This window comes from Bacillus tequilensis (assembly GCF_012225885.1).
Classification (GTDB): Bacteria; Bacillota; Bacilli; order Bacillales; family Bacillaceae; genus Bacillus; species Bacillus tequilensis.
The window spans coordinates 937,747-957,160 of record NZ_CP048852.1; the positions used below are offsets into that span (position 1 = coordinate 937,747).

16 protein-coding genes and 1 pseudogene are annotated in these 19,414 nt (G+C 44.2%); 11 read left to right on the forward strand and 6 right to left on the reverse strand.

Features of this window, described 5'->3' with window-relative positions:
- The first annotated feature begins 56 nt into the window (after positions 1 to 56).
- The 4 genes and pseudogenes from G4P54_RS04975 to G4P54_RS04990 all read left to right on the forward strand — a co-directional run bounded on the left by G4P54_RS04975 (position 57) and on the right by G4P54_RS04990 (position 4,205).
- A complete protein-coding gene (locus G4P54_RS04975; protein ID WP_167871961.1) occupies positions 57 to 1,802 on the forward strand; it encodes a phospho-sugar mutase in 1,746 nt (581 codons plus the stop codon).
- 151 nt (positions 1,803 to 1,953) lie between these two features.
- Complete coding sequence (locus tag G4P54_RS04980; protein WP_167871962.1) at positions 1,954 to 3,096, forward strand: GAF domain-containing sensor histidine kinase; 1,143 nt, start codon at positions 1,954 to 1,956, stop codon at positions 3,094 to 3,096.
- On the forward strand, positions 3,093 to 3,740 hold the full coding sequence (locus G4P54_RS04985; protein ID WP_167871963.1) for a response regulator: 648 nt from the start codon (positions 3,093 to 3,095) through the stop codon (positions 3,738 to 3,740). The genes G4P54_RS04980 and G4P54_RS04985 overlap by 4 nt, the downstream gene beginning before the upstream one ends.
- A pseudogene (locus tag G4P54_RS04990) lies at positions 3,737 to 4,205 on the forward strand (NADPH-dependent FMN reductase). The gene G4P54_RS04985 and the pseudogene G4P54_RS04990 overlap by 4 nt, the downstream one beginning before the upstream one ends.
- A gap of 14 nt (positions 4,206 to 4,219) precedes the next feature.
- Here G4P54_RS04990 and G4P54_RS04995 read toward each other — a convergent pair.
- Positions 4,220 to 4,462, reverse strand: a complete 243-nt coding sequence (locus tag G4P54_RS04995) for a YhdB family protein (protein ID WP_003224139.1) — start codon at positions 4,460 to 4,462, stop codon at positions 4,220 to 4,222.
- A gap of 203 nt (positions 4,463 to 4,665) precedes the next feature.
- Between G4P54_RS04995 and G4P54_RS05000 the strand changes: the two genes are divergently transcribed.
- Entirely contained in the window at positions 4,666 to 4,989 is a 324-nt protein-coding gene (locus G4P54_RS05000) for a YqzG/YhdC family protein (RefSeq protein ID WP_167871964.1), read from the forward strand.
- A gap of 43 nt (positions 4,990 to 5,032) precedes the next feature.
- Here the strand turns inward: G4P54_RS05000 and lytF are convergent, their stop codons facing one another.
- From lytF to G4P54_RS05015, 3 genes are all read right to left on the reverse strand, one after another.
- Positions 5,033 to 6,484, reverse strand: coding sequence for a peptidoglycan endopeptidase LytF (gene lytF, locus G4P54_RS05005; RefSeq protein ID WP_167871965.1), 1,452 nt, complete (start codon positions 6,482 to 6,484; stop codon positions 5,033 to 5,035).
- A gap of 150 nt (positions 6,485 to 6,634) precedes the next feature.
- Positions 6,635 to 7,075 carry a nitric oxide-sensing transcriptional repressor NsrR gene (gene nsrR, locus G4P54_RS05010; protein WP_167871966.1) on the reverse strand — a complete coding sequence of 147 codons (441 nt, stop codon included), beginning with the start codon at positions 7,073 to 7,075 and terminating at the stop codon, positions 6,635 to 6,637.
- A 111-nt stretch (positions 7,076 to 7,186) separates the two neighbouring features.
- A complete protein-coding gene (locus tag G4P54_RS05015; RefSeq protein WP_167871967.1) occupies positions 7,187 to 8,713 on the reverse strand; it encodes a mechanosensitive ion channel in 1,527 nt (508 codons plus the stop codon).
- 169 nt (positions 8,714 to 8,882) lie between these two features.
- Here G4P54_RS05015 and spoVR point away from each other — a divergent pair, with 169 nt between their 5' ends.
- The gene (gene spoVR, locus G4P54_RS05020) at positions 8,883 to 10,289 is read left to right on the forward strand and encodes a stage V sporulation protein SpoVR (protein ID WP_024712834.1); all 1,407 of its coding nucleotides are present in this window, start codon (positions 8,883 to 8,885) and stop codon (positions 10,287 to 10,289) included.
- Positions 10,290 to 10,318: 29 nt separating this feature from the next.
- On the opposite strand, the gene phoA is transcribed toward spoVR, so the two are convergent.
- Entirely contained in the window at positions 10,319 to 11,695 is a 1,377-nt protein-coding gene (gene phoA / locus G4P54_RS05025; protein ID WP_167871968.1) for an alkaline phosphatase PhoA, read from the reverse strand.
- 484 nt (positions 11,696 to 12,179) lie between these two features.
- Between phoA and lytE the strand changes: the two genes are divergently transcribed.
- Positions 12,180 to 13,184 carry a peptidoglycan endopeptidase LytE gene (gene lytE, locus G4P54_RS05030; RefSeq protein ID WP_167871969.1) on the forward strand — a complete coding sequence of 335 codons (1,005 nt, stop codon included), beginning with the start codon at positions 12,180 to 12,182 and terminating at the stop codon, positions 13,182 to 13,184.
- Between the two features lie 70 nt (positions 13,185 to 13,254).
- Here the strand turns inward: lytE and citR are convergent, their stop codons facing one another.
- On the reverse strand, positions 13,255 to 14,130 hold the full coding sequence (gene citR, locus G4P54_RS05035) for a transcriptional regulator CitR (protein WP_167871970.1): 876 nt from the start codon (positions 14,128 to 14,130) through the stop codon (positions 13,255 to 13,257).
- A gap of 108 nt (positions 14,131 to 14,238) precedes the next feature.
- Here citR and citA point away from each other — a divergent pair, with 108 nt between their 5' ends.
- The 4 genes from citA (at position 14,239) to G4P54_RS05055 (ending at position 19,403) form a co-directional block, all read left to right on the forward strand.
- Complete coding sequence (gene citA, locus G4P54_RS05040) at positions 14,239 to 15,339, forward strand: citrate synthase CitA (protein ID WP_024712838.1); 1,101 nt, start codon at positions 14,239 to 14,241, stop codon at positions 15,337 to 15,339.
- Positions 15,340 to 15,415: 76 nt separating this feature from the next.
- A complete protein-coding gene (locus tag G4P54_RS05045; protein ID WP_167871971.1) occupies positions 15,416 to 16,285 on the forward strand; it encodes an SDR family oxidoreductase in 870 nt (289 codons plus the stop codon).
- Between the two features lie 247 nt (positions 16,286 to 16,532).
- Complete coding sequence (gene bcaP, locus G4P54_RS05050; RefSeq protein WP_024712840.1) at positions 16,533 to 17,930, forward strand: branched-chain amino acid transporter BcaP; 1,398 nt, start codon at positions 16,533 to 16,535, stop codon at positions 17,928 to 17,930.
- Positions 17,931 to 18,047: 117 nt separating this feature from the next.
- Positions 18,048 to 19,403, forward strand: a complete 1,356-nt coding sequence (locus tag G4P54_RS05055; protein WP_167871972.1) for a sodium-dependent transporter — start codon at positions 18,048 to 18,050, stop codon at positions 19,401 to 19,403.
- Positions 19,404 to 19,414: the final 11 nt, after the last annotated feature.

The window sequence follows — 19,414 nt, forward strand, 5'->3', positions numbered from 1 at the left end:
AGAGGCACCCGCTTCATATAAAATAATGGCATAAGCTGATACATAGGAGGACGAACATGACTTGGAGAAAGAGCTATGAACGATGGAAACAGACAGATCATTTAGATCCGGAATTAAAAGAGCGCCTCACTGAATTGGAGGGGAATGAACAGGCTCTTGAGGACTGCTTCTATAAAAATCTTGAATTCGGCACCGGCGGAATGCGCGGAGAAATCGGAGCCGGAACGAATCGGATGAATATTTACACTGTGCGCAAAGCGTCAGCCGGATTTGCGGCATACATCTCGCAGCAAGGTGAGGAAGCGAAAAAACGGGGCGTAGTCATTGCTTATGATTCCCGCCATAAATCGCCGGAGTTCGCGATGGAAGCTGCAAAAACACTTGCGACACAAGGCATTCAAACATATGTATTTGATGAACTTCGCCCGACACCTGAGCTGTCATTCGCTGTCAGACAGCTGAACGCCTATGGCGGGATTGTGGTGACAGCAAGCCATAACCCGCCTGAATATAACGGCTACAAAGTATACGGAGATGACGGCGGCCAGCTGCCTCCAAAGGAAGCTGACATCGTCATTAATCAGGTAAACGCGATTGAAAATGAGCTGACGATCACAGTCGACGATGAAAAAGCGTTAAAAGAAAAAGGCTTAATCAAGATCATCGGTGAAGACATTGATAAAGTCTATACAGAAAAACTGACATCCATTTCCGTCCATCCTGAATTATCGAAAGAAGTAGATGTAAACGTTGTGTTCACGCCGCTGCATGGAACCGCGAATAAGCCGGTCAGACGCGGTCTTGAAGCACTCGGCTACAAAAAAGTAACAGTTGTTAAAGAACAGGAGCAGCCTGATTCAAACTTTTCTACTGTCAGCTCTCCAAACCCGGAAGAGCATGCGGCCTTCGAATATGCCATGAAATATGGGGAGGAGCAGAACGCAGATATTCTCATCGCAACAGACCCTGACGCTGACCGCCTCGGCATCGCAGTGAAAAACGATCAAGGCAAATACACAGTGCTGACAGGAAACCAAACCGGTGCGCTGCTGCTTCATTACTTGCTTTCTGAAAAGAAAAAACAAGGCATCCTGCCTGAAAACGGCGTTGTTCTCAAAACAATTGTCACAAGTGAAATCGGACGTGCGGTCGCTTCTTCATTCGGTCTTGATACGATTGATACGCTGACAGGCTTTAAGTTTATCGGCGAAAAGATTAAGGAATACGAGGCATCAGGCCAGTACACCTTCCAATTCGGTTATGAAGAAAGCTACGGTTATTTAATCGGGGATTTTGCCCGAGATAAGGACGCTATTCAGGCGGCGCTTTTGGCGGTTGAAGTTTGCGCGTTCTATAAAAAACAAGGAATGTCCTTATATGAAGCGCTCATCAAGCTCTTTAACGAATACGGATTTTATCGTGAAGGGCTGAAGTCCTTGACGCTGAAAGGAAAACAGGGGGCAGAACAGATCGAAGCGATCCTTGCTTCCTTCAGACAAAACCCGCCGCAAAAAATGGCCGGCAAACAGGTTGTGACAGCTGAAGATTACGCTGTAAGCAAACGGACGCTTCTGAAGGAAAACAAAGAAGAAGCGATCGACTTGCCCAAATCAAATGTACTGAAATACTTCCTGGAAGACGGATCTTGGTTCTGCCTCCGTCCTTCCGGAACTGAGCCGAAGGTCAAATTCTATTTCGCTGTAAAGGGAACCTCTTTAGAAGACAGTGAAAAGCGTCTTGCAGCGCTTTCTGATGATGTGATGAAGACGGTAGACGACATTGTAGAGGCTACAGCAAAATAGTTCGAGCATACGCCGGATCATTGTAAATGATCCGGCTTTTTTCTTTTTCTCATCCAAAAGTCTGAAAGAAAATCAGTCCTCAAGCAAAGCAGTGAAATACAAAAAACTGGTATAATCTGAAATAACAAGATCATTTGCCGGAGTGAGGAACGTGAGCAAAACAAGGATGGAGAAATTAAAAACGCTGAAAACCATTGCGGAAATCTTAAATCAAGGACACGATATCAAAGCAACACTGGATGAGGTTTTAAAAGAATTGCTGAGTCTGACGAACCTTCAATCCGGATGGATTTTTCTGATCGGAGAAGACGGTTCCTATACGTTAGCGGCGGACGCTTACCTGCCTCCGGCTTTAATCCGCAAGGAAAAAGTGCTGATGTGCGAAGGGGAGTGCTACTGTCTGACAAAGTTTAATCACGGAGGGCTTAGAAGGGCAGCTAATATCATGAACTGCAAGCGCATAGAATCAGCTAAGGAACTGCACTGCTTTGACACAGAGGGGATTACACATCATGCAACTGTGCCTTTAGAAGATGGGGACAGGAGATTCGGATTGTTAAATGTTGCGGCGGCTGGAAAAACCATGTTTGATGAGGAAGAGCTGCATTTACTCGAGTCTGTCGCCTTTCAGATCGGAACGGCGATCCAGCGTATGAAGTTTTCTGAATATAAACAAAAAAATGCTCTTTTAATGGAGCGCAACCGTCTGGCCCAAGAGCTTCACGATTCTGTCAATCAAATGTTGTTTTCCGTCAGTTTAACAGCCAGAGCCGCAAAGACATTAACAAAAGATGAGAATTTGCAGCAGATGATTGATTTCATCCAAAACCTATCACAGGATGCGCTCGCAGAAATGAAGGCGTTAATTTGGCAGCTTCGGCCGGGAGGATTGGAAAAAGGGCTGTCTGAAGCCATTAAAAGCTATGGCGCGCTCATCGGCTTGAATGTTATTTTTACACAAAAAGGCTGTCCGTTTCTTACAGATGAACAGGAGCATATGCTGTGGCGCGTCGTACAAGAAGCTTTAAATAACACCAAAAAACATGCTGGAACGGATACGGCGTATGTCAGCTTGACTGCTTCTTCGCGCCATGCGGAGCTGGATATCATCGATCATGGGACGGGGTTTCGCTATGAAGCGCATGACGGGCTGCCTTCACTCGGCATCAAGGGTATGAAAGAACGGGCGGAAACAGCCGGCGCCGAGTTTTTGATCGAGTCAGAGCTTGGAGCGGGGACAAAGCTGTCCGTCAGGCTTCCGCTGACTAATCAGAATGGGAGGACAATGCAATGAAAATTGTTATTGCGGATGATCATCATGTTGTCAGAAAGGGGCTTCGTTTTTTCTTTGCCACCCAAGATGATATTGAAGTTGCCGGAGAGGCCGCAACAGGAACAGAAGCACTCCGTGTCATTGAAGAGACAAAGCCTGATCTTGTGCTGATGGATCTGTCTATGCCAGAAATGGACGGCATTCAAGCCATAAGAAAAGCAGTACAGCAATTTCCGGGAATCAATATCATTGTGCTGACGAGCTACTCCGATCAGGAGCACGTCATTCCGGCGATTCAGGCGGGAGCGAAGGCGTATCAATTAAAGGATACGCAGCCCGAGGAATTGGTAAAAACACTAAGGCAAGTGCATGCCGGCGAATACATGCTGTCGTCAGCTATTATGCCCCATGTGCTGACACATATGAGAAATCAGCACGATCCGGAAAAAGAAAAATTTTATCAATTAACACGCAGGGAAAAGGACGTTCTGAATGAAATTGCCAACGGGAAAAGCAATAAAGAGATCGCGGCAGCTTTATTTGTTTCAGAAAAAACAGTGAAAACTCACGTGTCTAATCTTTTGGCAAAACTTGAAGTGGCCGACCGTACGCAAGCAGCGCTTTTCGCAGTGAAATATAACCTGAATGGAGAGATCAGGAAGTGAATATGTTAGTCATAAACGGCGCCTCCAGAAAACAACGCATCCTATATTTTCAGCGCTGTATCAGACAGATTTGATTGATCGAAGCGAGTTTATATTGCCGATTTTTAATGGGGAAGCGGAGTTTGCAGGCGCAGGAGCTTAAGCAGCGTGTCACGAGAGCGGATGCGATTGTCTTATGATCTCCTGATATCACAGCGGCATGAGCGGCGCTTTAAAAAATGCGCTGGATTTTCTAAGCAGCGAACAATCCAAATATAAGCCCGTGGCGTGATTGGCAGCGGCGGGCGGCGGTAAAGGCGCATCAACACGCTGAACAATATGAGAACTATGATGCAGGAATGTCATTCCGAAGCAGCCTGTGCTTGATCTGGAGCACATTGATGTGGAAAATGTTGCCGTCCTATAATAAAAGAGCTTGTCGAAGAACTCAGCATGTTCGCAAAAGCAGGAAATCCCGGCGTCTGAACGCCGGGATTTGTTTATGTGAGCAGGGCTAATTGGTCTTCATACGTCAGCTCTGTGGCATGATCAATATAACGGAGAAGAGAATACAGCATCTTTTCAAGAACGGCGTAATCCTGTTCAAAATGATACGCATGCAGAAAATGCTCGATGCGTTTTGATAACAAATCATCCTCTGTACGCACCATTAAAATCAATAAATTATCCCATTGGGAACGATGTGTGTAATACAGTGCTTTATCGTAATCGGCATAATCCATGAATCGCTTCTCCTTTCCTGTGTGAAGAAGTTCGTGATTAGTTTATGCTGCATCCTATATTATTGTCGGGGCAAAACTTGGCGTCTGCACAAGTACAAGGGTAGCAATATGAGGGAGACATAAAATCAAAATGCCTGAATGAAGCCATCGCTTTTGGAAATCATATGAGAGAACATATTCTGGTTACAGGAGACTAAAAACACATGAAATCAATGCCGTATACCATTGCGCTTCTTTTTTGCGGCATGATCATTGTATCAATGGCTGCAAAAGGGCATTCAGCGGACACAAATGAGTCCGTTCAAAAGTGGGAACAGCTCGCCTGGAGCAAAATTCAGGATGAATATAAGGGCGCTGCATTTTCTGATTACGCTTATATGGGGCGTACCGAGGTAAATGATGAGCAGACGAAAGATGTCTTCCGGGTGACCGTCAGACAGAATAACAATATCTTTTCTGTTCGGGCCGAAGTCTATTTTCATCCGGTGACAAAGCATATGATCAGCATCAACGTCTTTAGGCTCTAAACAAAAAAACTGTACAGCCGCAAAGGCCATACAGTTTCTGTTTTTAGAAATAACGTTTTGCACCGAGATAGCGCTGTTTCCAGTAAGAGTTGTTCATATTGGAAATCACAACGCCGGAATCATTGGCATTAATGAATTGCCCGTTTCCAAGATAAATTCCGACGTGGGAAGGGCCTGCTTTATAGGTTGTAAAGAAAACGAAGTCACCGACAGCTGGCTGGCTGACCGATTTCATTGTGTTCCAATATCCGGCGGCTGTTAGTCTTGATACGGATGTGACTTTGTTCAGTGCATAGTACATAAAACCGCTGCAGTCAAATCCGTTCGGAGTCGTTCCACCCCAGCGATACGGAACTCCAAGCTGCTCCTTAGCGGCTGCGATCATTTTGTTAATTTTAGCGCTAGTTGAGCTGGACGTGCTTGTAGAACCGGATGAAGAAGAGCCTGAAGATAAAGCTTTTCCGGCAATGACCAGCTTTTGGCCAATCCGTAAGACATCCGTTTTTAAATTGTTTTTCTCCCGAATCTGCTGAGCTGTCACATTATACTTTTGAGCAATCACCCACAAGGAATCTCCGCTTTTCACCGTATATGTAGTCGTCGTGCCAGAGCTCGCATTTGACGAAGAAGACGACGATGAAGAAGTGCCTGAAGATGCTTTGCCTGTCAGCTTCAGCACTTGTCCGACGTACAGCATGTCTGATTTCAAATTGTTGCTGTTTCGGATTTGCTGTACGGTCAGGTTATAGCTGTTTGCAATTTTCCAAAGCGAATCGCCGCTTTTCACCTTGTATGTCGTTGTTGGTGAAGGTTTGTCCGAATGAGATTGAGTGTCTTTGGAAGACGTATCAGAACCCGTTGATTTTGTTTTTAACACTTGATTCACATAAATGGTGTCTGATTTTAAGTTGTTCAAGACCTTCAATTCAGCGACAGACATACTGACCTTGTTTGCAATTTTCCAAAGTGAATCTCCAAGCTGCACCTTATAGGTTCCGGCAGAAGATGAAGAGCTTGAGCTCTTATTGGAACTGCTTTTTTTACTGGAACTAGTGCTTGGACTAGAGCTGGAGCTTGAGGAAACTGTACCGGACACCTTTAATTTCTGTCCCGCACGAATCATGTTGCTGCTTAGTCCGTTTACTTTTTTTAGTTCCTGCACCGTCATTTTAAACTCATTTGCGATCAGCCAAAGCGAATCGCCGCTTTTGACTGTGTAAACAGAACTTCCGCTCTTCTTCGTTGTTGAGCTTGAAGTAGATGAAGTGCCGGAATTGCTGCCCGGAATGTTCAGCGTCTGGCCGATCGACAGAACAGTAGATGACAGATGGTTGGCGGATGTGAGGGCCGCCACACTTGTGTTATAGGTTTGTGCCAGTTTCCATAAAGAATCTCCGCTTTTGACCTTAATCGTTGCTGCATCAGCTGGTGTCACTGCTAAAGTTGTACTGACAATCGCAGATGCTGTCAGCCCTGCTGCTAATTTCTTTTTCATCTGAGCTCTCCTTTTTCCCCCAATGATTTTGAATTTGCTGTTTCTTTTTTATATCGGCACGTTTGCTCCATCGTTTTGCCTTTTTTTTAAAACCGCCATATTATCTTAACAAAAATGGGGAAAAAGGGCATAAAAAAGAAGGAATCTTATCTATTCCTTCATTCTTAAAAGCTTCATGATGTCTTCTTTGTTTTTGACAAGGTCGCGCAGTGTGTAGTTGTCCAAAACTGCAAGATAGGCTATAAGCGCTTCATTAAGCACATGTTTTAAGCCGCACACTGGAGAAATAACACAGAGATTCTTGTTCGCGTCAAAACATTCAACAATATTAAAATCGTCTTCCGTTTTTCTGACAACCTCACCGATGTTGATGTCTTCAGGGGCCTTTCCTAAGCGTATACCGCCGCCTCGTCCGCGGATCGTTTCTATATAGCCGAGCTGACCAAGCCTGTATATGACTTTCATGAGATGATTTTTGGAAATAGAATACGTTTCGGCAATCTGTTTTATGTTTGAAAGTTCTCCGGGACGTACTGCAGCCAGAAAAATCAATACTCTTAATGAATAATCTGTGTAATTTGTTAACTTCATAATAAGACCTCAAAATAAGACATTTTCTATATCATATCATAATCGATTGAAAAATGAAAAAAAAGGAATTAGTTGAAAAAACGTGCACCCTGCTGGGTGCACGTTTTTTGTTTACATGTTATTCGGCGGGTTTTGGTTTTTACTGTTTTTATCAATCTCGGTGTTTTGCATTTTGCGTTCAAATCTAGACAGATAACGTGATGCAAAATCTTTTCCGCCAAGACCGAAGGATAAACCGAAAGCAAGTGCGAAGCCGCTTAGCACAATGATGAATGCGGAATTAACGATTGTGGCAGCGACACCAAGCTGATCCAGGGCCATAAAGAACGCAAGTGCGATAACCGTATATTTAGCAATGGCGGCTAAAGACTTGAATTCCTGGCCTTTGATGATGCTTGCGAGCACTTTTCGCACCAATTCTCCCGCGTAAAGGCCGATGCCGAGAATGAATACAGCGACAAGGACATTCGGCAGATACGCGATGATGCCGGTCGCAATCTCTACGAGGAAGTGAAGCTGAACAATTTGCAGCGCCTCGGCTGTAAACAGCAGGATGACGATGATTTGCGCAATCATACCGACAACTTGAGACAAGGACAGCTTGGCGGGCGTTCCGTCTCCCATGCCCATTTTCCCTAAGGCAGAATCAAAGCCTGCGCGATGGAGCAACCCGGACACCATGGTGTTTATCCATTTTCCTGCCCACAGACCCGCTAAAACAAGCACGATGGCAATAATGATATTCGGAAGCATGTTTAAAATGGTATTCAGCATGGAGACAGCCGGTTTCGAAATGCCGGCGACATCAAGCTGGTCAAGCGCTGAAATGACAACCGGTATTAAAATCAGCACATAGGCGATTGTTCCGATAACTGCTGAAAGGCTTGTATCTTTTAAGTAAATAGATAAACCCATACGTGCGGCGAATCGTTCCGTGCCGATGCTTGCAAGGAAATTCGTAATAATGTCACGTACGAGGCGAGCCACAAGCCAGCCGATTAAAACGATAAGCGCGGCGGCAAATAATTTCGGCAGAAAAGCGAGCACGCTTTCCATCATGTTTGTAAACGGCCCTGAAATGCCGCTAATTTTCAAAGAAGATAAGACCCCTGGCAGAAACACAAGCAGCACGAGATAAAAGACAATTTTTGAAGCGGCATTGACTGCCTGATGAATATCTTTTCCTTCAGATACCAAATTCCACTTGCGCAGTTTGTCACTCGTGTTCAGCTTCATCCCGATTTTTTTGACAAGGAAGCTTAATACAGAGGCAGCAGCCCATCCTAACAGCAGAATGAGTCCGGCCTTCAGCACACTTGGGATAGCGGCTGTAATGGCGGAAAGCATGCTGACAAACGGTGATGCCACTGTTGTCAGGTGCAAAATGTTAAAGAATAAAATAAAGACGATAATCAATGCGATAAAATAAACAACCTTGCTTATGACTTTTTCCGAGGAATAGCGTGATGGCTTTTTCCCAGCAAAAAGTTTATCGTCAAATTTTGTTTTTTTGAGCCCTTTGTACACCGCTTTTTCAATGATTTTAGCGATAGCCCATCCGATTAATAAGACGAGTAAAGCAATGATTACATTTGGCAGTCTACTGAGATAAGAGGAAAACATGTCTGCTACATTCAATTGGTATCGCTCCTTTTTTCGTAATATGGTGTGTTTTTACCCATTAATTTAATTGGTAAACGGCTAAATGTGCCGGGGAATTTTTTTGCTGCTCAAGTGAGGCTATCATCTTTTGTCAAGCGGGTTCATACATTATAGATAAGGATAAGTCCAAGTAGGGGGGATTCGGTTGAACGCGGAGGAGAAGAAGGAATTACAGCGGGCAATTGAGGAAATTACCGAAATTGCAAAAGGCTTCGGCCTTGATTTCTACCCGATGAGATATGAAATCTGCCCGGCTGAAATTATCTATACATTCGGAGCGTACGGGATGCCGACAAGATTCAGCCACTGGAGCTTCGGCAAGCAGTTTCACAAAATGAAGCTGCATTATGATCTTGGATTAAGCAAGATTTATGAGCTGGTTATTAACTCAGATCCATGCTACGCTTTTTTGCTGGACAGCAACGCACTCATCCAAAATAAATTGATTGTCGCTCACGTTCTCGCCCATTGTGATTTCTTCAAAAACAACTGCCGATTCCAAAACACGAAGCGCGATATGGTGGAAAGCATGGCGGCAACGGCCGAACGGATCAAGCACTATGAACAGGTTCACGGGATAAAGGAAGTAGAGGCTTTTTTAGATGCCATTCTGTCGATTCAGGAGCATATCGATCCGTCCTTGGTCCGTCCGAAGCTCTTATGGAGTGTGGATGATGAGGAAGAGGAAATGGAAGAAGGAGCGACGCCGTACGATGATCTATGGTCCTTGGATGAGAAGAAACCGAAAAAACAAGTGAAAAAATCGAAAAAACCTTTCCCGCCGCGTCCGGAAAAAGATATTCTGCTTTTTATTGAGGAGCATTCCCGGGAGCTGGAGCCATGGCAGCGTGATATTTTAACGATGATGAGAGAGGAAATGCTGTATTTTTGGCCCCAGCTTGAAACAAAGATTATGAATGAGGGCTGGGCTTCGTATTGGCACCAGCGAATTATACGTGAGCTTGATTTAACCTCTGATGAAGCGATAGAGTTCGCCAAGCTGAATGCAGGTGTCGTTCAGCCGTCTAAAACAGGCATCAATCCTTATTATTTAGGGCTGAAAATATTTGAAGACATTGAAGAGCGGTACAACAATCCGACGGAAGAAATGAAGAAAATGGGCGTTCAGCCTGATTCGGGCCGGGAGAAGATGTTTGAGGTCAGGGAAATTGAATCCGATATTTCGTTCATCCGCAATTATTTAACAAAAGACTTAGTCATGCGCGAGGATCTTTATTTGTTTCAAAAGCAGGGCAGAGATTATAAAATCGTCGATAAAGAATGGAAGTCGGTGCGCGACCAGCTCGTGAGCATGCGGGTAAACGGGGGATTTCCGTATTTGACGGTAAACGATGGCGACTATATGAAAAATAACGAGCTCTATATTAAGCATTGGTATGAAGGCATAGAGCTGGATTTGAAATATTTAGAGAAAGTGCTTCCTTATTTATTCCAGCTTTGGGGGAGAAGCGTGCACATCGAGTCTGTGCTTGAGGATAAAGAAGTTATGTTTTCGTACGATGGAAATGGTGTTCACCGCAGATATCTATAAAAAAGAGGATGCAGCGTTCTGCATCCTTCTTATTTTCCAGTTTTTAAAATCTTAAAGATGATGTGTGCATGATCGGTATTGTTAATCAGTCCGCGAAATTTCTCTTTTCCGGGGCCATACGCGTATAACGGCACTTCTTCACCGGTATGATCGGTACTTGTCCAGCCGCTGTTAGATCGTGTGTTGAAAATCTTGATGATGGCTTTGTAGGCGCCTTTGCTTTTGTCAGCTTGTCCAGCGGTTTGAACACTTTTGATTTCTTCGGATGTAAATGTCAGATCTGTATACCGTGTGAGCACATCTTTGACCGGTTTGCCTTCACTGATTTTCTTGGCCATGAATTCAGGTGTTTTTTTCGCTGCGAGAATCGGCTCCGGGTGCCAATTTTTTTCGCCGTTTGCACCAATGGTGAATCCGCCGGTTGTATGATCAGCATTTGCAATGACAAGCGTATGCTTATCTTTTTTCGCAAAATCAACCGCGGCTTTGTAGGCCTGTTCAAAATCTTTAACCTCGCTCATGGCTCCTACTGTATCATTGTCGTGGGCCGCCCAGTCTATTTGGCTGCCCTCTACCATCAAGAAAAAACCTTTTTTATTTTGATTCAGGCGGTCAATGGCTGAAACCGTCATGTCTTTGAGAGACGGTGTGTTGCTGTCTCGGTCGAGCGCTTTAGCCAGCCCTCCGTCTGCGAAAAGCCCAAGCACCTGCTGATCGTTATTTTTCTTCAGTGCCTGTTTCGTTGTCACGTAGCTGTAGCCGGCTTGTTTGAATTCCTTTGTTACATTTCTGTCCTTGCGGTTAAAATACGATTTACCGCCCCCAAGCAAAACGTCTATTTTTTGTTTGCCTTTTATTTTGTCATCTATATAGCTGTTGGCGATTTGGTTCATGTTTTTCCGTGATTCATTGTGGGCGCCGTAAGCGGCTGGAGTGGCATGGTTAATTTCAGATGTTGCGACAAGCCCTGTTGATTTGCCCTGCTGTTTGGCCTCTTCCAGTACAGATTTTACTTTTTTTCTGTTTTTATCGACGCCAATTGCATTGTTGTATGTCTTGACGCCTGTCGCTAATGCTGTTCCAGCGGCTGCTGAATCTGTAATATTATGATCAGGGTCATCCGGGTGCGTCATCATCATGCCTGTCAGGTTCCGGTCAAATTCAGTTAATGTCGGGTTATTTGGTGTTTCTCCGTTATTTTTCATGGAACGATAGGCGTTTATGTAAGGTGTCCCCATGCCGTCGCCGATCATCACAATGACATTTTTGATTTCGGTCTTGTCTTGTTTTTTGGCGTTTGCCTTTTCGGTATGCTGCAGCTCGGCTCCGGCAAAGATTCCAGCTGTAAGGACAGTAACAGCGGCGATAGGCAAAAGTTTTGTTTTCATATTTTGAAACAAATTCATTTTGCATGCCTCCTTTATGTAGTCTGTTTAACATGTTAGGGGAATGTTGTTACATACGGCTGTTTCGTTATCTTGCCTTATTTGATGGAAAGCATTCATTTTTTAGAAAAATCTTTGCCTCTTGAGCCCGTGCATGATATGTTTGTTTAAATAAAAAAACTGCGAATCACCGCAGCTTCCTCGACTATTCTTTTTCGCACGTTCTTCCGATAAATGAGTTAACCCTGAATTTTCCCGATTATTTCCTACATATTGAAAAAACCCCCATAAAACATGACAAAAGCACGTGGTTTTTGTCACCTTTGAAACGAAAATGAAATATTTAATACCCTTAAAAACTTTTTTTAAGAACGAATAATTAAGAAATTTGTCACATGAAGTCAAGACTGTTTCTGTTGGGAATCTATCCTTATAATAGAAAACAATAAGATTAATTTAAAAAAAGAGAGACATATAGATAGATTTACTATTTGGGGAGGAAAATATGAAAAAGCAAATCATTACAGCTACGACAGCAGTTGTTTTAGGTTCGACATTATTTGCAGGAGCGGCATCTGCACAAAGCATCAAGGTGAAAAAAGGCGACACGTTATGGGATCTTTCAAGAAAATACCACACAACAATCGGCAAAATTAAATCGGAAAACCATCTTCGTTCTGACATCATTTTTGCGGGGCAGACTTTATCGATTAACGGCAAATCTGCAAGCTCAAAAAGCAGCAGTTCTTCATCCTCTTCTACATACAAAGTAAAGAGCGGGGACAGTCTGTCTAAAATCGCAAAACAATACGGCACGACAGTTAGTGAACTGAAAAAGCTGAATGGCTTAAAATCAGATTTGATCCGCATTGGACAAGTTCTGAAACTGAAAGGGTCAACAAGCTCAACAAGCTCTAGCTCATCAAAGGTATCAACGTCTTCAGCTTCTACTTATAAAGTGAAGAGCGGAGACAGCCTTTCTAAAATTGCGAGCAAATACGGCACGACAGTCAGCAAATTAAAAAGCTTAAACGGCTTAAAATCAGATGTCATCTATGTCAACCAAGTGTTGAAAGTAAAAGGAACAAGCACAAGCTCCAAAACGGTTTCTTCCAGACCTTCATCATCTTCAAGCAGCAAAACATCTGCTACATCACTTAATGTGAGCAAGCTTGTTTCAGATGCAAAAGCGTTAATCGGAACGCCGTACAAATGGGGCGGAACGACAACTTCCGGCTTTGACTGCAGCGGATTCATCTGGTATGTACTGAATAAACAAACAAGTGCGGGCAGAACAAGCACTGCTGGTTACTGGAGTTCTATGAAGAGCATTTCCAGCCCGTCTGTCGGTGATTTTGTCTTCTTCACAACATATAAATCCGGCCCTTCTCACATGGGAATTTATGTCGGAAACAACAGTTTCGTTCATGCGGGATCTGACGGCGTGCAAATCAGCAGCCTGAACAACAGCTACTGGAAGCCTCGTTACCTAGGTGCGAAAAGATTCTAATATGAGAAGGAAACCCGTTCATTGGAACGGGTTTTTTTCATTAGACGGAGCACATCCGTTTTGGTTGCTCCTAAAAATGAAAATGTGATAAAAAATCCAAAAATTTTTTTTCTTTCTTATTTTCATAAAGGGCAATTGCGTAAGCGCCCGCATAGGGCAGCTGTACAGACTGATAAGGGATCCTGATCATCTGTTTCTCTGCTAATTCACGCTTTACTGTAGATAAAGGCAAAAATGAAACGCCCAGCCCTTCCTTGATAAACCGTTTCGTTATATGTGTTTGAGTGACCTTCATTGTTCTCACAAATGGAAATGTCACTCTGACTTGACGGAGCAAGTCGTCCCAGTAATCAGGATGATTGTGGGTCAAAAGCAGGTATTGCTCCAGCACCTCTTTGGCATCAATTTCTTTGTTTTCTATGAGACGCTGATCGGGCGGAGCGACAAGGACAACAGGATCTTTATATAAGCAGTGACAGGTTAAAGAGGAGGACTGTACCTTTAAACAGCTCAGTCCGATATCCGCTTCCCCGGCTTTAATCAGCGAGGCGATTTCCGCCGATTCAAAAATCGTTACTGCCATTTCCGTTTCTGTATTTATTGCTGTGTATCGTTTCATGACGGAAGCAAGCACTGTATCTGCGATTAGCGGAGAAACCGCGAGCTGTAAGGTTTGAGAGTAGCCTTGTCTCACTCTGTGAAGCTCTGCCATGCTGTTTTCGTAATCGTCAAGAAGCCTGAGCGCATACGGCAAATAAGCCCTGCCTTCATCAGTCAGCTGAATCTGCCTGCCTTTCCGCTCGAACAGCTTGCAGCTGATTTCTTTTTCCAATTGCTTAATATGCACGGTCACAGTAGGCTGAGATAAAAAAAGCGTTTCCGCTGTTTTTCGGAAGTTTTCATATTTTGCAGCGGTCACAAAGGTGTGAAGCCATTTGAAATCCATTTCGATTCTCCCTCTGATTAATAATTTTAATTAATTCCCTTTAAAATATTCAATATTTTTTAAATATTATATTTACTATAATAACAGAAAAGGATAGGGGGAATACAAATGGTACATTACGGATTAAAGGGAATTACTTGTGTAGAAACAGCCATCAGCCATATTGACGGCGAAAAGGGCCGTCTGATTTACAGAGGCCATCATGCAAAAGACATCGCGCTGAATCACAGCTTTGAAGAAGCCGCTTATTTGATCTTATTTGGAAAACTGCCTTCATCTGAAGAATTATGGACGTTTGAAGGGAAGCTCGCTGCAGAACGGCATCTGCCGGAACACATTGAGCGTTTGATTCAGTCATTGCCAAACAACATGGACGACATGTCGGTGCTGAGAACGGTTGTTTCAGCATTGGGGGAAAATGCTTACACGTTCTATCCGAAAACAGAAGAAGCGATTCGGATGATTGCAATCACGCCTTCCATTATCGCGTACAGAAAAAGATGGGCGCGCGGTGAACAAGCTATTTCGCCATCTTCCCAGTACGGACATGTCGAAAACTACTATTATATGCTCACGGGTGAACAGCCTTCAGAGGCGAAGAAGAAAGCGCTTGAAACTTATATGATTCTTGCCATGGAGCACGGTATGAACGCCTCCACTTTTTCGGCACGGGTCACATTATCTACAGAAAGTGATTTAGTGTCAGCCGTTACTGCCGCTCTGGGCACGATGAAAGGCCCGCTGCACGGAGGCGCTCCTTCTGCGGTGACAAAAATGCTTGAAGATATTGGAGAAAAAGATAAGGCTGAAGCATATTTGAAAGATAAACTCGAAAAAGGAGAACGCCTGATGGGATTCGGCCACAGGGTGTATAAGACGAAGGATCCGCGGGCTGAAGCCTTGAGGCAGAAAGCAGAAGAGGTGGCCGGCAATGACCGTGATCTTGATCTTGCACTGCATGTAGAAGCAGAAGCAATTCGTTTGCTTGAAATCTACAAACCGGGACGCAAGCTGTATACAAATGTTGAATTTTATGCGGCGGCTGTCATGAAGGCGATCGATTTTGACGATGAATTGTTTACACCGACCTTTTCAGCAAGCCGAATGGTAGGATGGTGCGCCCATGTGCTGGAACAGGCAGAAAACAATATGATTTTCCGTCCGTCAGCGAAATATACAGGTGCCATTCCTGAAGAAGTTCTTTCATAACACACTTTGTCGTTTATTCGCTTCTATGGCGTGGTAACGTTCAATATCAACCACATGTCTAGGAGTGATGATGAATATGAACCCAATGGACAGACAAACAGAAGGGCAAGAGCCGCAGCATCAGGACAGACAGCCGGGCATTGAATCAGAAATGAATCCGCTGCCTCTGTCTGAGGACGGGGATTATCAGGGAAGCGGAAAACTGAAAGGAAAAGCCGCGATCGTTACGGGTGGCGACAGCGGAATTGGAAGAGCCGCAGCGATTGCGTTTGCTAAGGAAGGGGCAGATGTTGCCATTCTTTACTTAGATGAGCATTCGGACGCAGAGGAAACGCGTAAACGAATCGAAAAGGAAAATGTCCGCTGCCTGCTGATTCCGGGAGATGTCGGGGATGAGAACCATTGTGCACAAGCTGTGCAGCAAACAGTTGACCATTTTGGCAAACTTGATATCTTGGTGAACAATGCGGCTGAACAGCATCCGCAGGACAGTATTCTCAATATCTCAACAGAACAGCTGGAAAAAACATTTCGCACAAACATTTTTTCCATGTTTCATATGACGAAGAAAGCGTTGCCCCACCTGACAGAGGGGAGTGCCATTATTAATACGACATCGATTACCGCTTATGAAGGGGATACGGCGTTAATTGATTATTCCAGCACAAAGGGTGCGATTGTTTCCTTTACGCGATCCATGGCGATGTCCCTTGCGGATAAAGGCATCAGAGTGAATGCGGTGGCGCCCGGCCCGATTTGGACACCGCTTATTCCGGCAACATTCCCTGAGGAAAAAGTGAAGCAGCATGGCTTGGATACCCCAATGGGAAGAGCGGGACAGCCGGTTGAGCATGCGGGCGCCTATGTCCTGCTGGCGTCTGACGAGGCTTCCTATATGACAGGGCAGACCGTTCACGTAAATGGAGGCCGTTTTGTTTCAACTTAATGAACGAAAAAACCAGCGATGGCTGGTTTTTTTTATGCTGGAAGATATTTTAAAATAAAAAAATTATCGACTTTTCTAAAAATTTTGTTTTCTTTTTTGTGATTTTATATATAATATTGAGTAGGAGAAAGGAATGATTCGCTACCGGTACAAATAGAGCAGAAAAAAGAAAAATGACCATTGTCGCTATTGAATTCAGAAAATTCAAATAAAATATAAATAAATAGATTCTAGGAGTTGAAGGGGAATGAAAGGGAGCGTATTTAGGAAGAAAAGCATTCAAGATTTACTCGCTGCGACGAGCGGTGAAAAATCTTTAAAAAGAGAACTAGGGGCATTCGACTTAACGTTGCTTGGAATCGGAGCCATTATTGGCACAGGGATTTTTGTACTGACAGGAACAGGTGCAGTCACGGCTGGTCCGGGATTGACCATTTCATTTGTTGTGGCCGCGCTGGCTTGTTTATTCGCTGCCTTGTCTTACGCAGAATTTGCTTCAAGTGTGCCTGTTTCAGGTTCAGTATATACATTCACTTATGCGACATTGGGAGAGCTTCTGGCTTTCATTATCGGATGGGATTTAATTTTAGAATACATGCTGGCGGTAAGCGCGGTGTCAGTCGGCTGGTCTGGTTATTTCCAATCATTTTTATCAGGGCTCGGCATTCATCTTCCTGTTGCGTTAACAGCGGCACCTGGGGCGGTGAAAGGTACATTCACCATTTTTAATCTTCCTGCATTTGTCATTGTCATGGCGATAACGTTTTTGCTTTATTTAGGCATTAAAGAATCAAAAAGAGTCAACAACATCATGGTTATCTTAAAAGTGCTGGTTGTTCTGCTATTTATCGCAGTGGCAGCCGTTTACGTAAAGCCTCACAATTGGCAGCCGTTTATGCCGATGGGCTTTGGCGGCGTATTCAGCGCAGCGGCGCTCGTGTTCTTTGCTTTTATCGGATTTGACGCTGTATCCTCTGCTGCGGAAGAGACAAAAAATCCTGCGAAGGATCTGCCTAAAGGCATTATTTTTTCTTTATTGGCTTGCACGATTTTATATGTCATCGTATCAGCAATCATGACAGGGGTTATCCCGTTTGCTCAGTTTGCGGGTGTAGATCATCCGGTTTCTCTCGTGCTTCAAAGCGCCGGGCAAAACTGGGTGGCAGGCATCATTGATATTGGCGCCGTTTTGGGAATGACAACAGTTATGCTCGTCATGCTTTACGGACAGACACGCGTCATGTTTGCCATGTCGCGTGATGGACTGGTGCCGGGTTCACTTTCTAAGGTGCATCCGAAGCACAAAACACCTTATGTCGCCACTTGGTTTTTCGGAACGCTGTCGGCGCTTCTCGGCTCACTTGTCCCATTAGATGAACTTGCTAAGCTTGTGAACATCGGAACGCTGTCAGCGTTTGTGCTGATTTCTGTCGCCGTTATCGTGTTGAGAAAGAAACAGCCGGATCTTCCGAGAGCCTTTAAATGCCCGGGGGTCCCAGTTATCCCAGGCCTGGCGATCCTGTTCTGCCTGTTCTTAATTTTAAATCTTGGCTGGGTGACGATTGTCCGTTTCTTTGTCTGGCTGCTAATCGGCTTAGTGATCTATTTCTTGTACTCAAGAAAGCATTCAAAATTAAATCAATAACCTTTTGATGAAGAGAGCGGCGATTCAGGCCGCTCTCTTTTATATTCTTGATCCTGAATATATAGAAATGAAGACAAAAATAAGAGATAATATAGGCTGGAAAGGAAGTGACGTTTATTGTCTGAACAAAAACCAGTCCAATGGGCTTCGAAAATCGGTTTCGTCATGGCAGCCGCCGGATCGGCCATCGGCTTGGGCGCGATTTGGAAGTTCCCTTATGTAGCGGGGACCAATGGAGGAGGCGCCTTTTTTCTTATCTTTGTGTTATTTACCATCCTTTTAGGCTATCCGCTTTTAGTGGGGGAATTCATTTTTGGAAGACGGAACCAGACGAATGCCATTGATGCATATAAAAAAGAAGCGCCGCGATCCGCTTGGTTTCTTACAGGTTGGGTCGGCGTAGCTGCGTGTTTCTTAGTCCTGTCGTTTTACAGTGTAATTGGAGGGTGGATTTTGCTGTATATCGTGAAAACAGCGTCAGGTTCACTGTCGGGGCTTACCCAGACGCAATATGGCGCTCTTTTTGCTTCTATTATTCAAAATCCGGTCCAAACACTGGCGGCTCAGTTTGTTTTTATGGTGCTGACTGTATTAGTAGTTGCCAGAGGGGTTCAAAAAGGGATTGAACGGGTAAGCGCGGTAATGATGCCGATTTTGTTTTTATTGTTTATTCTGCTCGTTCTTCGGTCCCTCACGCTTCCTGGGGCAATGGAAGGCATGAAATTTTTGCTTGTGCCTCATTTCGGAGATCTGACTCCGGAATCCATATTATTCGCGCTGGGACAAGCGTTCTTTACGTTAACACTCGGGGTTTCGGTAATGGTGACTTACAGCTCCTATCTGCCAAAAACACAAAACATCCCGCGCTCGGCAGCTTCTATTGTCGCGATGAATATTATTGTGACACTCTTGGCGGGTTTGGCCATTTTTCCGGCGGTTTTTTCATTCGGCTTTCAGCCAAATGAAGGTCCGACACTGCTGTTTACGGTGCTTCCGGCCGTTTTTGAACAGCTTCCGTTCGGCACGTTGTTTTTTATCGGCTTTCTCATTGCGTTTTTATTTGCGGCCCTAACTTCAGCGTTTTCGATGGTTGAAATTATTGTCGCCACAATCGGAAAAGGAAACGAAAGGAAGAGAAAAAAACTGTCATGGACGAGCGGGATTTTGATCTTTTTGGTCGGAATCCCATGCTGCTTGTCTTACGGTGTATTGAGTGATGTGCACATATTCGGAAAAACGTTTTTTGATATGGCTGATTTTACCGTCAGCAATGTTTTGATGCCATTAGGCGCTCTTTTAATTTCTCTATTTATTCCGCTCAAAATTCCGAAACATGAGCTCTTGGCAGAAATGAGAAACGGATCGAATGCAGGTAAAGCATTCTTTTATACATGGTTTTATCTGCTTCGTTTTATCGTGCCGCTGGCCATTATTATCGTTTTCTTAAATTTAATCGGAATTTTATCATTTTAAAAAACAGGCTC